This window comes from Streptomyces sp. NPDC005962 (genome assembly GCF_040629205.1).
Classification (GTDB): Bacteria; Actinomycetota; Actinomycetes; order Streptomycetales; family Streptomycetaceae; genus Streptomyces.
Genome location: NZ_JBEXVE010000005.1, coordinates 197987 through 210938, shown reverse-complemented (window position 1 = coordinate 210938; position 12952 = coordinate 197987). Strand labels below are relative to the sequence as shown.

The following is a 12952-nucleotide window of genomic DNA, read 5'->3' as shown; positions in this document are numbered from 1 at the left end:
GGCGGGGATGAGCGGGGCGGGAATGAGCAGGACGGGCGGCCCTACGACCGGTGGGACCGGCGGGCAGGGCCCCGAGCCCCGGACCGGCGGTCAGGGTCCCGAGCCCCGGGCCGGTGGGCCGGGTCCCGAGCCCCAGGGCGGAACGGGTCCCGGAGTCCGATGACGACCAGGGCGGTGTCATCGGCGGCCCGGCCGCCGGTGACACCGAGGTCGGCCAGCAGCGCGTCGGCCATCGGCTCGGGGGCGAGACCGCGGTGGCGGGCGAGGCTGTCGGCGAGCCTGCCGAGGCCTACGTCGATGTCCTCGTCGCGGCGCTCGATGAGCCCGTCGGTGTAGAGCACGAGCGTGTCCCCCGGCTCGTACGCCACCCTCGCCTGCGGCCGCCCGACCTGCTCGGGCCGGGCGCCCAGCGGTGGGTCGGTGGCCCGGTCCAGCAGCTCCACGCCGCCCTCGCCGTGCTTGCCCTGCCCGCCCTGCCCGCCGCGCTGGCCGTGCCCGCCGTGCAGCAGCAGGGGCGGCGGGTGGCCCGCGCAGCTGTACGCGACCACGTGCGCGGCCGGGTCGATGACCGCCTGCACGGCGGTGGCGGCCAGCGCGCCGTCGACGAAGCCCGAGTACAGCCCCAGCACCTCCAGCGCCCGCGCCGGACCGCTGACCGCCCGGGTCGCCGCCGACAGCGCGCTGCGCAGCTGCCCCATCACACAGGCCGCCTCCAGCCCCTGCCCCACCACGTCCCCGACGGCGACGGCGATCCGGCCGTCCGCCAGCTCGGTCAGCTCGTACCAGTCGCCGCACACATTGAGCGAGCCCACGGCGGGCCGGTAGCGCACGGCGGCGTACGGATGCTCCTCGGGCGGGCCCGTGGGCAGCATGGACCGCTGGAGCGCCAGCGCGGTCTCCCGCTCCCGGGCGTGCGCCTTCCGCAGCCGCTCGTTGACCTCCTGGAGCTCCCGGGCGCGGATGTAGAGGTCCGCGTCCATGGTGTCGGTGCGGAGGGCCTGGGGGCTCGTCTCCTCGCCGCCGCCCCTCGGCCGCCGCCCGCGCCCGGCCTCCCGGCCACGGACGAACGCCGTCACGTCCTCGACCCGGTGGACCAGCAGCACGACCGAGCCGTCCGGGCCGAGCACCGGGGTGTTGATCTGGCTCCAGTACCGCTCCTCGAACCCGCCCTCCGCGTCGGGCACCGGCATGTCGTACCGCTGGAGCGCCATCGAGTCGCGCTCGCCGGTGAGCAGCACCCGGCGCAGCGAGGCCGCCAGATTGCGGGTGCCGGAGGCGTCCGGGTCGGCCGGGTTGTCGGGGAACGCGGCGAAGACGTACCGGCCGACCAGATCCTCGCGCACCCGGCGGGTGACCGCCAGATACGCCTGGTTGACGGCGACGATCATCAAATCGGGGTCCATGACCAGCATCGGGCTGGGAACGGCCTCGAAGAGCGCTGCGTAGTCGATCTGCTGTCCCGTGGCCCGCTCCCTGCCTCGCACCCACCACCCCCTTTGTGACCATTGTGCCAATCTCTGCCGGTTGCGCCGCCCCCGGTCGTCGGTACGCGTGCGGTGCGGCGGTGGCAGAGGCAGGCTGGAGCCATGCTGCTGGCCGATGTCGCACGCACCTCCCGGCAGGTCGCGGCCACCTCCGCCCGCTCGGAGAAGATCGCCGCACTGGCCGGGCTGTTCCGCCGTACGGAGCCCGCCGAGGCGTCCGTGGTGATCACCTACCTCGCGGGGAAGCTGCCGCAGCGCCGGACCGGCGTCGGCTGGTCCACCCTGCGGCAGCGGCGCGAGCCCGCCGCCGCCCCGCGCCTCGCCGTCCTCGACGTGGACCGCGCGCTGAGCCGGATCGCCGCCGTCTCCGGCACCGGCGCCGGGGCGGAGCGAAGGCGCCTCGTCGGCGCCCTGATGGCCGATGCCACCGAGGACGAGCAGCGCTTCCTGCTCGGGCTCATCGGCGGGGAGCTGCGCCAGGGCGCCCTGGAGGCGCTGGCCGTGGAGGGGCTGGCGCAGGCGGTCGGCGCACCGCCCGCCGAGGTGCGCCGTGCGGTGATGCTCGGCGGTTCGCTGGGCGCGGTCGCCGAGGCGCTGCTCGCGCGCGGCCCGGCCGCGCTGGCCGACTTCCGGCTGGAGGTGGGGCGGCCGGTGCTGCCGATGCTGGCGCAGAGCGCGGGGAACCTGGACGAGGCCATGGACCGGCTCGGCCCGTGCGTGATCGAGGAGAAGCTGGACGGCATCCGGGTCCAGGTGCACCGGGACGGGGACGACGTACGCGTCTACACCCGCACCCTGGACGAGATCACCGACCGGCTGCCCGAGGTCGTGGCGGCGGCCCGTGAACTCGCCGTGCGGCGGGCCATCCTCGACGGCGAGGTGATCCTGCTGGACGAGTCCGGGCGGCCGCGGCCGTTCCAGGAGACCTCCGCCCGGGTCGGCTCCCGGCTCGACGTCGCCGGGGCGTCCGCCGCGCTGCCGCTGTCCCCCGTCTTCTTCGACCTGCTCGCCGTGGACGACCGCGATCTGCTCGCGCTGCCGACCCGCGAGCGCCACACCGAACTGGCCCGGGCGGCCCCCGCGCCCCGCCGGGTACGGCAGCTGCTCGCCGAGGACCCCGCCGACCCGGAAACCCGGCGCGCGGCCCGCGAGTTCGCCGCCGACGTCCTGGCCCGGGGCCACGAGGGCGTGCTCGCCAAGGGCCTTGAGGCCCCGTACGGCGCGGGCCGCCGCGGGGCGTCCTGGCTGAAGGTCAAGCCGGTGCACACCCTCGACCTGGTCGTCCTGGCCGCGGAGTGGGGACACGGCCGCCGCACCGGAAAGCTGTCCAACCTCCACCTGGGCGCCCGGCGGCCGGACGGCACGTTCCTGATGCTCGGCAAGACCTTCAAGGGCCTGACCGACGCCCTGCTCGACTGGCAGACGGACGCCCTCCTGGGGATCGCGGTCAGCGACGACGGCTGGGTGGTCCGGGTACGCCCCGAACTGGTGGTGGAGGTCGCCTTCGACGGCCTCCAGCGCTCCTCCCGCTACCCGGCCGGAGTCACCCTGCGCTTCGCCCGGGTCCTGCGCTACCGCGAGGACAAACCCCCGGACCAGGCGGACACGATCGAAACGGTCCTGTCCCTGCGACGACCCTGACCCGGACCCGGACCCGCGCCCCCGGCCCCGGCCCCGGCGCGCAGCCCGGCCGGATGGCCGCGGCGGGGGCCGTCCGGCCGGGGTGCCCCGTAGGGCCGCGTGCGCGCAGGGCTGCGTGGAGCGCGGGACCGAGCCCGCCGCGAGACCCCGTGCGCCGCACGGTCGAGACCGAAACTGGCGCTGCGGCGGACGTGCCCCACGGCCACGGCGCGGGGCCCGGTCAGCCTCAGCCACCCGGCCGGTCCCGCTGCGGCGGGGGTGGGGCCCGGCTCCTCCCGGCGTCGCTGACGTGAGGTCAGGGGCGCTTGCCCTCGGCCCGGTTGGGGTGCCCCGGGTGGCTCGGGGCCCAGCGGTGGGCGCGGGACAATGGGGGTTCAGCCGAACGAGAGGCCCAGCGTGGAGACGACAGTCGCGGCGGACCGCGCCGCCGTCCGCGAGTCCGGCCGCCGGGCCGCCGTCCGACGCCTCCTGTGGCCCCGGCCGGGAAGCCGGGCGACGACGTGGTGCGCGCTGGTGGCGCTGGGCGTGGTGAGCGTCGTGCTGGGGTGCCGGGCCGTGGGCAGCGATGGCGTCACGCCCGTACCGCAGCTGCTGGCCTTTCTGCCCTGGCTGCTGGTGCCCGTCCTGCTGGCGCTGCTGCTCAGCGTGGCCGCGCGCTGGCCGCTGGGCTGCGGCTGGGCGCTGGTGGCCGCCGCGGTGACCGGCTGGTTCATCCAGCCGTACGACCCCGGCGGGGCGGCGCCCGGGGCGGCGCGCGGCCCGGTGGTGGCCCGGCTGCGGGTGCTCACCGCGAACCTGGAGTTCGGCCAGGCCACGGACGGGCTGCTGGCCGCGCTGCGCCGGGAGCGGCCGGATGTGGTGGCCGTCCAGGAGTGCGACGTCCACTGCGCGGACGCGCTCGGCTCGGCGGCCCTCCGTAAGGCGTATCCGTACCGGGACATCGTCACCGGCAGCCCCGCCGAGGGCTCGGCGATCCTCAGCACCCACCCGCTGACCAAGGCGCGCGGCGTGTCCGGCGAGCTGTCGATGCCGGGCGCGACCGCCCGGATCGGGGGCGTGACGCTGCGGCTCCAGGTCGCGCACCCGATGCCGCCGATGCCGGGGCAGCTGGGCGTATGGCGCACCGAACTGGGGAGGCTGCGCGCGTACGCGGCCGGGCGCGGCGACGAACCCACGCTGATCGCGGGCGACTTCAACGCGACCCAGGACCATGCCGCCTTCCGGGCCCTCCTGGACACCGGGATGCGGGACAGCGCACGGGCCGCCGGGCTTTCCCGGACGCCGAGCTGGCCCAGCACCACGACCCCGGTGCTGGGCGCGCAGATCGACCACGTCCTGGTCAGCGACGCGCTGCGGCCGCGCACCGCCCGCTTCCTGGACCTGCCGCACACCGACCACCGGGCGCTGCTCGTCGAGCTCGACCTGCACACGGGCTAGAGGGCGTCCGGGGGTTCCGGGGCGTCCGGAGCGTCCGCGGTGGCCAGTTCGAAGGGGTCCTGGGCCGGGGCCTCGCCGGGGCCGTACGGCTCGCGCCGCCACCGCTCCTTCTCCGCCTCCAGCGCGTTCCACAGCAGGTTGAGCGGATGGTCGGCGGTGTACCCCGCGCGCTCCCCGCGCCGGGTGAAGGCGCCGAGCAGCACCTTCAGCTTCGGCCCGGTGTCATTGACCAGTTCGACGGCGCGCAGCCCGCGCGCGTACGCCGCCTGTGGATCGGCCGCCGCGCCCGCGACGCCCTCGGTGACCAGCATGCAGCCGCGCACCACCCCCGAACGCAGCAGCTCGAAGCCGTAGTTGACGTTGTCGATCTCGGCGGCGATGCGCAGGGTGTCGCGGTACCCGGCGCCGAACCAGGTGTGCAGCACCCCGGCCATCACCCCGCCCGCCGAGACCACCAGCGGAAGCGTGGCCAGTTCGCCGCGCTCGACGGCCGGGCCGGGCAGTTCGCCCACCGGCAGATTGGTCACCAGCGACACGGCGCTGCGCCGCCACTCCATCACGTCGAAGGCGTCGAGTTCGCGGGCGGTTTCCCGGCCGGAATCCCGCTGGGTATCGACGGGCTGCGTCACCACACTTCCGCACACCAGATCGATTTCCTTGGCGCGCAGTTTGGCCAGCACGTCCCGGGTCCGCACATGGCCGACCCTGAGGTCGATCCCGCGTTCCCGGAATTCCCCGGCGACCTGCTCCCGGGCGCTCGCGAGATAACCGAGGGTAAGGCGCGTGGTGCCCACCATCAGGCTCCGGCCGAGACGCCGACGGGAGTCGTGGATGCCGTCCAGCCAGTCGCCGAGCGTTCCCCGGGCCAATTCGACGAGGGCCGCCCCGGTGCCGGTGAACAGCACATCCTTGCCGCGCCCCTGCTTGAGCACCAGAGGCTCGCCGCACAGCTCGGAGAAGTTGCGGTTCATGGTGTCGAGCTGCTTTTGCACACTGGCCTGTTCCCGCCCGAGCGCACGGGCCGCGCCCAGCGCCGTACCGGTGTCGTGGACCACGACCAGCGTGCGGAGCTGGTCCATCGTGGTGTCCATGAGCGCGAGCGGACTCTCCGGCAGTCCGGACCTCGTCATCATTCTTTCCCTCCCCGAGTCCCCGATTTCCCCCGCTCCCCGCCAAGGGCCTCCGAGTTTACGCAGCCGCCCCCTGGTAATCCCGGCGGATATGAGCGAGATACGCGCCGATGAATGCCCCCGGGTACTTTCCGGAATGGGTGCGCCGGGCCACGTGAAAGACCCCTGGGCCCATGTGGACACCAGGGGTCGTTTCGCCGCGCACCGCGCGACGGCGGCCGGCACGGCTGAGCGGCAGCGGCAGCGGCTAGGCGCCGATGTCCCCGCCGTCGCGCCGCCAGACGCTGACCACCGACGGGCGGACCAGCGTGCCCGGCCCCTCCGGCCACGTCGACGCGGGCTTCTCCACGCTCGCCCCGTCCAGCTCGCCCGGATGCTGCACCGCCACCAGCACCCGCCGGTCCTGCACGATCGGCCCGCAGGTCTCGGCGCCGTTCGGGACGGTCAGGAACTGCCGCACCTCACCGCGTCGGCCACCCGCCGTCGCCACCCCGAACAGCCCGTCGTGGTTGCCCAGCGCGTTGCCGTCGGTGGAGATCCAGAGGTTGCCGAACGCGTCGAACGTCAGGTTGTCCGGGCAGGAGATCGGGCTGACCTGGTCCTTCGGGAAGCCGCCGAAGTAGGTGCTCGGGTCCTCCGGGTCGCCGCACACCAGGAACAGCCGCCAGCTGAAGCTCTTGGAGCCCGGGTTGTTGCGGCGCTCGGTCAGCTCCAGGATCTGGCCGTGCTTGTTGCCGCTGCGCGGATTGGGCTCGTCGACCGGCGCCTTGCCGTCCTTGCCACGGTCGGTGTTGTTCGTCAGCGCGATGTAGACCCGGCCGGTGCGCGGGCTCGGCTCGACGTCCTCGGGGCGGTCCATCTTCGTCGCGCCCACCTTGTCGGCGGCGATCCGCGTGAAGACGTACACCTCCTCGGCCGTCATCCCGTCCACATGCGAGGTGTCGCCGGTCGCCAGCGGAATCCACTCGCCGGAACCGTCGAACTCACCGTCGTCGGGCAGCTTCCCGGAGCCGTCGATCTGCGACGCCGGGCTGTCGCCGGTGAACCTGGCGACGTACAGCGTGCCCTCGTCCAGCAGCGTGCGGTTGTGCTCGCGGGCGGTGCGGCTGCCGCCCTTCATCATGCGCCGGGACGACACGAACTTGTAGAAGTAGTCGAACTTCTCGTCGTCGCCCATGTAGAGGACCGGGCGGCCGTCGGTCGTCAGCCGCGGCTCGGCGGCCTCGTGCTTGAAGCGGCCCAGCGCGGTCAGCTTCCGCGGGGTCGAGTCGGGGTCGAACGGGTCCACCTCGATCACCCAGCCGAACCGGTTCGGCTCGTTGGGCTCCTTCGCCACATCGAAGCGGTCGTCGTAACGCTCCCACTTGCGCTCGGAGGCGCCCTCCTCGAAGCCGTAGCGCTTCAGGCGCGTCTTCACGGTCGCGTCGGGTGCCTGGTCGGCGTTGGCGAAGTACTGGTTGAAGTTCTCCTCGCCCGACAGGACCGTGCCCCACGGGGTGATGCCGCCGCCGCAGTTGTTCAGCGTGCCCAGGACGCGCTTGCCGGACGGGTCCGCCGAGGTCCGCAGCAGCTTGCCGCCCGCCGCCGGGCCCGTCACCTCGAACGGCGTCGTCCCGGTGATCCGCCGGTTGAGGCGGTGCCTGGATACGGCCGTCAGCTTGCCGACCTTCCGGTCCTCGGCCGCCACCACGACCGACAGCCCGTGCGCCGCCCAGCCGATCTCGGCCTGCGCGCGGGTGGGGTTGTCCGCGTCGTACCCCGCGAACATCAACACCTCGTCGGTGTACTCGTGGTTGACCACCAGCAACTGCCGGTCGTCCTCGTTCGGGACGTCCAGCACGGCCATGTAGTCGTTGTTGTAGCCGAACTGGCCCTCCTGCGCCTTCGCCGACTGGTGGTCCGGGTCGAACGCGGGCGCGCCGCGCAGGATCGGGTCGCCCCAGCGGATGACCAGGTTCTGGTCATGCCCCTCGGGGACGACCACCGCGTCCTCCGTGTTCGGCGCGACCGTCGAAAAGCGCAGCCCACGGGCGGGCTTGCCCGTCGTGCCGGGCTTGTCCGGCTTCTGCGACGCGGCCGCGGCCAGGGGCGCCTGCCCCACCGCCGCCGCCCCGGTCGCGGCGGCCACGGTCACCACCGCGCCGGTCCGCATCAGCGAACGGCGCGACAGGGCGCCCGCGATCACGTCCCCGACGTAGGCGTTGTCACTCGTGTTCGGCGTCTCGTGGAGACATGCGTCACCACAGCGGTACCGGCAGGTCAGCGCGGAACGACCGCCCGGATGCGAGCTGATGAGCGGCAGGAGCTTGGGCACGACTTCCCCTCCATTGGACGTCACATCGCGGCGGCCCCCGCCGACATGACGTCGGAATCCATGTGCGGCGAAGCTAGGCGTGTAGAACCGCAGGGCGACAACCACCCCGTGAACCGAAGGTGAACGACCGGCGGCCGGAATCGACGGCCGAAACCAGCCGGTACGACCGCTAGCCTTTCGGCACCACGGTCATGCGACGTCATGTACCGCACTCGAACACGTGAGAGGCATCTCCCATGGGCATACGGGACCTACTGCGCAAAGTATTCGGACGCTCACGAGACACACGGGTGGACGATTCCGCTGCGCCGGAGGCGGCAGTTGTCCCGGCCCCCCAGCCCGACCCGGCCCCGGACGCGCCACAGCCCGCCCCGGCCCCGGACAAGGCCCCGGCCGCGGCTCCCGAAGAGCCCCACCACGACCCGGCCCTGGCCGAGCCCCTGAAGTCCCTCGACGAAATCCTGGGCTCCCCCGCCACCCCCAACTCGGCACCGACCGAGCCGGTGGCGGCCCCCGCCAAGGAGGACCCCGCCCCGGCGGCAAAGGCCAAGGCCGACGAGCAGCCCGCCGCCCCGGCGGACGCCGACGAGCAGCCCGCCCCGGCCGAGACCACGGCCGAGCCCGCCACCGCGAAGCCCGCGCAGGCGACCGACGCCCCCACCAAGGCAACGCCCGCCGCCGCGGACGAGACCGCCGCCAGCGCGGACGCCGAGCCCGCCCCGGCGGACAACGCCAAGGCGGCGGCCGCCGAGGCCGCAGAGCCCACGCCGGTGGCCACCGACGAGCCTGCCGACAGCGCGCCTGCCGAGGCCGAGCCGGTGCCCCACGCCGACGACGAGCCCGCCCAGGCCGAGACCACGGCAAACACCGCTGCGGCAGAGGCTCAGCCCGAGCCGACCAGCGCGGACGCCGAGCCCGACCCGGCGGCGAAGCCCGACGCCGCAAAGCCCACGCCGGTGGCCACCGACGAGCCCGCCCCCGTGGCGAAGGCCGAGGACAGCGACAAGCCTGCCGAGGCCGAGACCACGGCCGACACCACCGCGGCGGAGGCCCAGCCCGAGCCGACCGGCGCCGAAACCGGGGGCGCCGCCACGGAGGCAGCACCCGAGCCGGAGGTGGCCGCAGCCATCGAGGGCAAGATCACCACCCCGGCCGACGTCACGACGGACGTCACGACGGAGCCGGTCGCCACCGCGAGCGCGGACGCCGAGCCCGACGCGGCGGACAACACCAAGGTGGCAACCACCGAGGCCGAGCCGGTGACCCACGCCGACGACGAGCCCGCCCAGGCCGAGACCACGGCCGACACCACTGCGGCGAAGGCCCAGCCCGAGCCGACCAGCGCCGAAACCGCAACCGCCAGCGCGGAAGCAGCGCCCAAGCCGGTGGCGGCCGAAGCGCCGGACAACCACCAGCCCGAGGCCACGCCGGAGCCGGTCGCCGAGGCCGAGCCGGTGGCGAAGCCCGACACCGACGCCGCAAAGCCCACACCGGTGGCCGCCGACGAGCCTGCCGACAGTGCGCCTGCCGAGACCGCTGCGGCGGAGGCCCAGCCCGAGGCGACCGGTGCCGAAACCGGGGGCGCCGCCACCGAGGCCGCACCCGAGCCGGAGGTGGCCGCGGCCATCGAGGGCAAGGTCACCACCCCGGCCGACGTCACGACCGACGTCGCGCCGGAGCCGGTCGCCGCCACCAGCGCGGACGCCGAGCCCGACCCGGCGGACAACGCCAAGGCGGCGGCCGCCGAGGCCGAGCCCACCGCCGACACCGCTGCGGCGGAAGCTCAGCCCGAGCCGACCAGCGCCGAAACCGCAACCGCAAGCGCCGGCGTCGGCGCGGGGCTTGCCGGGGTGCGGGCTGCCGCGGGGGACGGGCTCGGTGGGGTCCGGGCCGTCGTCTACCTCGTGCTGGACCGTTCCGGCTCGATGCGGAACTACTTCAAGGACGGCACCGTCCAGCACTTCGCCGAGCAGACGCTCGCCCTCTCCGCAAGCGCCAGCGTCGGCGGCACCCTGCCCATCGTGTTCTTCTCGACGGACATCGACGGCACCGCCGAGATCGGCCTCGACGACTACGAGGGCCGGGTCGAGGAGCTGCACGCCTCGCTCGGGCACATGGGGCGGACGAACTACCACCGGGCGATCGAGGCCGTGATCGAGCACTACCAGGCGTCCGGCACGGCCGACCCCGCGCTGGTGGTCTTCCAGACGGACGGCGCGCCCACGGGCAAGGCGGCGGCCGAGAAGGCGCTGTGCGAGGCGGCGGGGCTGCCGCTGTTCTGGCAGTTCGTCGGGTTCGGCGATCCGGAGGCCAAGGGGTTCGACTTCCTCCGTAAGCTCGGCACCTCACCGGCGCTCGCCGTGCCGGAGAAGCGGGCGCTGGACAACGCGGCGTTCTTCCACGCCGGTCTCGACCCCCGGTCGCTGTCCGACGCGGAGGTGTACGGGGAACTGCTGAAGGCGTTCCCGGTGTGGCTCAAGGCAGCCCGGGCGGCGGGCGTGCTCGCCGCGTAAGGCGAACACGGCACAGACGAGGGCCGTCCGCGCACCGGAATACCGCGCGGGTGGCCCTCACTGCTCGGATACGATATGGGCGGCCGCCGCGCTCTGCGCAGCGGGCCGGAAGTCACCCACCGTACCGACTTGGGAGCAGCCTGCAATGGCTCGACACCTCATCACCAGCGCCCTTCCCTACATCAACGGGATCAAGCACCTGGGCAACATGGTGGGGTCCATGCTCCCGGCCGACGTCTACTCCCGCTATATGCGCCAGCGCGGCCACGACGTGCTGTACATCTGCGCGACGGACGAGCACGGCACCCCGGCCGAGCTGGCCGCCAAGGAGGCGGGGTTGCCGGTGGACGTGTTCTGCGCGCAGCAGCATGAGGCGCAGAAGGCGATCTACGACGGCTTCGGCCTGGCCTTCGACTACTTCGGCCGCAGCTCGTCCCCGCAGAACGTCGAGATCACCCAGCGGATCGCGCGCGAGCTGAAGACGAACGGCTTCATCGAGGAGCGGTCGATCCGGCAGGTGTACTCGATCACCGACGGCCGTTTCCTGCCCGACCGCTACATCGAGGGCACCTGCCCGCACTGCGGTTACGACCGCGCCCGCGGCGACCAGTGCGAGAACTGCACCCGGGTGCTGGACCCGACCGACCTCATCGACGCCCGCTCCGCGATCAGCGGCAGCAGCGATCTGGAGGTCCGGGAGACCAAGCACCTGTTCCTGCTCCAGTCGAAGCTGGCCGACGAGGTCGGCGCCTGGGTCGAGGAGCACGGCAAGCAGTGGCCGACGCTCGCCTCCTCCATCGCCCGCAAGTGGCTGACGGAGGGGCTCCAGGACCGCGCGATCACCCGCGACCTGGACTGGGGCGTTCCGGTCCCGGCGGACACCTGGCCGGAGCTGGCGGCCGAGGGCAAGGTCTTCTACGTCTGGTTCGACGCCCCGATCGAGTACATCGGCGCGACGAAGGAGTGGGCGGACCTGGACCCGGCCAACCGCGACTGGAAGTCGTGGTGGTACGACGTGGACACCACCGTCCGCTACACCGAGTTCATGGCGAAGGACAACGTCCCGTTCCACACGGTGATGTTCCCGGCCACCCTGCTCGGCACCCGGGACGTCTGGAAGAAGGTCGACTTCGTCAAGGCCTTCAACTGGCTGACGTACTACGGCGGCAAGTTCTCCACGTCGCAGAAGCGCGGGGTCTTCACGGACGCCGCGCTGGAGGTGCTGCCCGCCGACTACTGGCGCTACTTCCTGATGGCGAACGCGCCCGAGTCCGACGACACCTCCTTCACCTGGGAGCACTTCACCGCCACGGTCAACAAGGACCTGGCGGACACCCTCGGCAACTTCGTCAACCGGGTGCTGTCGTTCTCCCGTAAGCGGTTCGGCGACGAGGTCCCGGCCGGGAAGGCCGCCGGGGAGGCCGAGGAGCACCTCGGCGAGGAGATCGCACGGCTGCTGGCGGAGTACGAGGAGCACATGGACACGCTCCAGTTCCGCAAGGCGGCGGCGGCGCTGCGCGCCCTGTGGAGCGCGGGCAACTCCTACCTGGAGGAGAAGGCCCCCTGGCTGGAGATCAAGTCCGACCCGGAGGCGGCGGCGCTCACACTCCGTACGGCGATGAACCTGATCCACCTCTACGCGATCGTCTCGGAGCCGTTCATCCCGGCGTCGGCGGCGGCCATGCGGTCGGCGTTCGCGCTGGAGGGGGACACCGCGCGGTGGGTCGGCCAGGGGGAGGCCAGGGCGCTGGCCTCGGTCCCGGCGGGCACGGCCTTCCGCGTCCCGCCGGTGCTCTTCGCGAAGATCACCGAGGAGGACCTGGAGTCCTACCGGGAGCGCTTCGGCGGCACGGAGGAGCCGGTGGCGGCCGCGGAGCCCACCGAGCCCAAGGCGAAGTAACCGGCGGCGGCGTCGATCGATCGGCAACCGTACGTTTAGCCCGCGCGATGACCCTGTGGAGGAAATCTCCACAGGGAAGTCGAGGAACCCAGTGCCGGACCCAGGTGTCACGGTGTCGGTCCACGGCCCCGACCCGCTCGCGCGGGCCGGGGTCGTCCGCCATCTGCAGCAGCAGCCCAGCGTCGAGCTGACGCGCCGGACCGGCACGGTGGCCGTCATGCTCGCCGAACGCCTCGACGCCCGCGCCGGGGCCGAGCTGCGCCACCTGGTGCGCGGCGGGCGGCAGCGGGTGGTGCTGGTCGCGGGCGAGCTGCGCGAGGCGGAGCTGCTGACGGTGATGGAGTACGGCGTACGGGCGGTGCTGTGGCAGCACCGCACCACGCCCAGACGGCTGCTGCGCGCCGTGCACCGGGCCGCCCGCGCGGAGCGGGGCGCGCCCTGCGGTGTGGACCGGCGGACCGACCTCTTCCCGCGCTGATCAACTCGCTGATCCATGTGCTGATCGCCGTGCCGACCGGGGCGCGGAACCCCCG

Annotated in this window: 8 protein-coding genes; 5 read left to right on the top strand and 3 right to left on the bottom strand. The window is 73.5% G+C overall.

Going from position 1 to position 12952, the window contains the following annotated elements:
- Positions 1-41: 41 nt before the first annotated feature.
- The gene (locus ABZ370_RS11220) at positions 42-1484 is read right to left on the bottom strand and encodes a SpoIIE family protein phosphatase (RefSeq protein WP_358619104.1); all 1443 of its coding nucleotides are present in this window, start codon (positions 1482-1484) and stop codon (positions 42-44) included.
- Positions 1485-1586: 102 nt separating this feature from the next.
- On the opposite strand from ABZ370_RS11220, the gene ABZ370_RS11215 reads away from it, so the two are divergent.
- Entirely contained in the window at positions 1587-3125 is a 1539-nt protein-coding gene (locus ABZ370_RS11215) for an ATP-dependent DNA ligase (RefSeq protein WP_358619102.1), read from the top strand.
- Positions 3126-3521: 396 nt separating this feature from the next.
- Positions 3522-4562 (top strand): endonuclease/exonuclease/phosphatase family protein, encoded by a 1041-nt coding sequence (locus ABZ370_RS11210; RefSeq protein ID WP_358619100.1) that lies wholly within the window; start codon positions 3522-3524, stop codon positions 4560-4562.
- On the opposite strand, the gene ABZ370_RS11205 is transcribed toward ABZ370_RS11210, so the two are convergent.
- Together ABZ370_RS11205 and ABZ370_RS11200 are read right to left on the bottom strand one after the other, a co-directional pair.
- Entirely contained in the window at positions 4559-5692 is a 1134-nt protein-coding gene (locus tag ABZ370_RS11205) for a LysR family transcriptional regulator (RefSeq protein ID WP_358619098.1), read from the bottom strand. The genes ABZ370_RS11210 and ABZ370_RS11205 overlap by 4 nt on opposite strands.
- A 247-nt stretch (positions 5693-5939) precedes the next feature.
- A complete protein-coding gene (locus tag ABZ370_RS11200; protein WP_358619097.1) occupies positions 5940-8006 on the bottom strand; it encodes a PhoX family phosphatase in 2067 nt (688 codons plus the stop codon).
- A gap of 290 nt (positions 8007-8296) precedes the next feature.
- Here ABZ370_RS11200 and ABZ370_RS11195 point away from each other — a divergent pair, with 290 nt between their 5' ends.
- The 3 genes from ABZ370_RS11195 to ABZ370_RS11185 all read left to right on the top strand — a co-directional run bounded on the left by ABZ370_RS11195 (position 8297) and on the right by ABZ370_RS11185 (position 12897).
- Complete coding sequence (locus tag ABZ370_RS11195; protein WP_358619095.1) at positions 8297-10519, top strand: VWA domain-containing protein; 2223 nt, start codon at positions 8297-8299, stop codon at positions 10517-10519.
- A 145-nt stretch (positions 10520-10664) separates the two neighbouring features.
- The gene (metG, locus tag ABZ370_RS11190; protein WP_358619093.1) at positions 10665-12419 is read left to right on the top strand and encodes a methionine--tRNA ligase; all 1755 of its coding nucleotides are present in this window, start codon (positions 10665-10667) and stop codon (positions 12417-12419) included.
- Positions 12420-12510: 91 nt separating this feature from the next.
- Complete coding sequence (locus ABZ370_RS11185) at positions 12511-12897, top strand: DNA-binding response regulator (protein ID WP_358619092.1); 387 nt, start codon at positions 12511-12513, stop codon at positions 12895-12897.
- The last annotated feature ends 55 nt before the right edge of the window (positions 12898-12952 follow it).